This is a genomic window from Pararobbsia alpina (genome assembly GCF_902859895.1).
In the GTDB taxonomy this organism is placed as follows: Bacteria; Pseudomonadota; Gammaproteobacteria; order Burkholderiales; family Burkholderiaceae; genus Pararobbsia; species Pararobbsia alpina.
Genome location: NZ_CADIKM010000144.1, coordinates 1 through 1,784, shown reverse-complemented (window position 1 = coordinate 1,784; position 1,784 = coordinate 1). Strand labels below are relative to the sequence as shown.

At 58.9% G+C, this 1,784-nt stretch carries 3 protein-coding genes; all 3 read left to right on the top strand.

The window, feature by feature from the left end; translation table 11 throughout:
• Positions 1-171: 171 nt before the first annotated feature.
• Positions 172-552, top strand: coding sequence for a DUF2946 domain-containing protein (locus HV670_RS29875; protein WP_175108525.1), 381 nt, complete (start codon positions 172-174; stop codon positions 550-552).
• A gap of 102 nt (positions 553-654) precedes the next feature.
• Positions 655-1,563 carry a hypothetical protein gene (locus HV670_RS29870; RefSeq protein WP_175108524.1) on the top strand — a complete coding sequence of 303 codons (909 nt, stop codon included), beginning with the start codon at positions 655-657 and terminating at the stop codon, positions 1,561-1,563.
• Between the two features lie 3 nt (positions 1,564-1,566).
• Positions 1,567-1,784, top strand: a 218-nt coding sequence (locus HV670_RS29865) for a copper resistance CopC family protein (RefSeq protein WP_425511495.1), incomplete at its 3' end; no start/stop codon positions are given.

The window sequence follows — 1,784 nt, the reverse complement described above, 5'->3', positions numbered from 1 at the left end:
CAGATGTGCCTGATTCGCCGACTAACGTCGACAAGAGGTACAACGTCGTCGCTGGGCCGCATGACCGCGAGCAACGATCCGCGAAAAAGGCGGCCAAATTATGCTGCGTGTGATGAGAATCGTCATGGCATAATTTCGCCGCCCGAGTCGCTACACTAAACCGCCTGGTAAATGCTCAGTCGTTTCCAATACAAAGTTGGCTGCTTACTCGGATTGCTCGCGATCCTGATGGCGACGCTCGCACCGACGATCTCCCAGGCGCTCGCTCGGAGCCGTGCTGAAAATTCAATTCCCGCAGTGCTTTGCTCGACGCACTCGGTGCATCACGATGAGTCGGACGACGGGTCTAGCTCTCACTCCACGATGTCTCCTGGCGATGCGTGCGGCTACTGCAGCCTGCTCGCCCATATGCCTGTCGTACCCACCGTACAAGCACCGTTCGCGATCACAGTCTGGGCGATTCAGCATCGCATCGCGACGCGCTTTCAACGCCTTCTCCGTGCTGAGCCGCCGACCGCGGCTCAGCCACGCGCCCCTCCATTTTCATCCTGAGTTGAACTCTTCGGTTGCGACGCACGCGACTGCGTCGCAAAGTCTTTGCGCGTCCAGAGAACGACGCGTCGAAAACGCACGACCTATAGCACAGGATGAAACATGCACACTTCCCGAATCACGGGCGGCAACGCCACGCTCGCGGCGCTGTCCGCACTGGCTGCCGCTGCTTCGCTTCTCACACCATCATTCGCAGTTGCCCACGCGATCGCTGGCGACTACGTCTTCCCCGCAACGATGGGCATCGACGACCCAGGCGTGGGGGATGAAGCTGACTTTTTGTATGGGCATCAACGCGTTCCCGGCGACAACGGGGACCAGAGCATCAACACGTTCAATGTCGAATGGGACAAGCTGATTACTTCGCGGCTAGCTCTATCGATCGGCGGCTCGTATGCGATGCAGAACAACGCCACGGCGCGAGGCTTCGATAACTTCTCGGTCGGTTTAAAGTACCTTCTTTACGTGAACGAGCCACATGAATTCATGGTCTCGATCGGTGCAGATGCCGATCTCGGGGGAACAGGTAGTAGCGCCATCGCCGATAACTTTTCGACCCTCTCGCCCAACGTCTTTTTCGGCAAGGGTTTCGGCGACCTCCCCGATTCGCTCCAATACTTGCGTCCACTGGGTGTGACAGGCGAAATCGGACCGTCACTGACAACCGGCGCGGGCCAGCCCAATGCGTTCAACTATGGCTTCACGGTGCAATACAGCATCGCCTACCTGCAGCAGCATGTGCATGATTTTGGTCTGCCGGAGCCGATCGCCAACTTGGTACCGATTGTCGAAGTGCCCCTCTCGAGAAGTCAGGGCCAGACGACCGGAACGGTCAATCCGGGCTTTATCTGGCTAACCCGCTACGGGCAACTCGGCATCGAAGCACAAATTCCGATCAATCGGGCGAGTGGCTCTCACGTGGGCGTCCTGCTCGATGCCCACATCTTTTTCGACGACGTGGCACCTAACAGTATTGGCAAACCGCTCTTCACCTCGGCGGACAAGGAGTAAGCCATGCAATCGTATCAATCCATCGGCCGCCGGCTGGCGAAGATGCTCGCCGTGTTCGGCGTCACCGTCGCGTTTTCCGGCGCCGTCTTCGCACACGTGTTTCCGAAGAAGCAGGAGCCAGGGGCCGGAGCGACGGTGTCCTCACCTGCAAAGGTCAGGATCCTGTTCGACGGGCCGCTCGAGCCCTCGTTCACCACATTGACCGTGACCGATGCCAGCGG

What these genes read in the sequence shown, in the direction of transcription:
- HV670_RS29875 (WP_175108525.1), top strand. Translation starts at nt 172, where the DNA reads ATGCTCAGTCGTTTCCAATACAAAGTTGGCTGCTTACTCGGATTGCTC.
- HV670_RS29870 (WP_175108524.1), top strand. Translation starts at nt 655, where the DNA reads ATGCACACTTCCCGAATCACGGGCGGCAACGCCACGCTCGCGGCGCTG.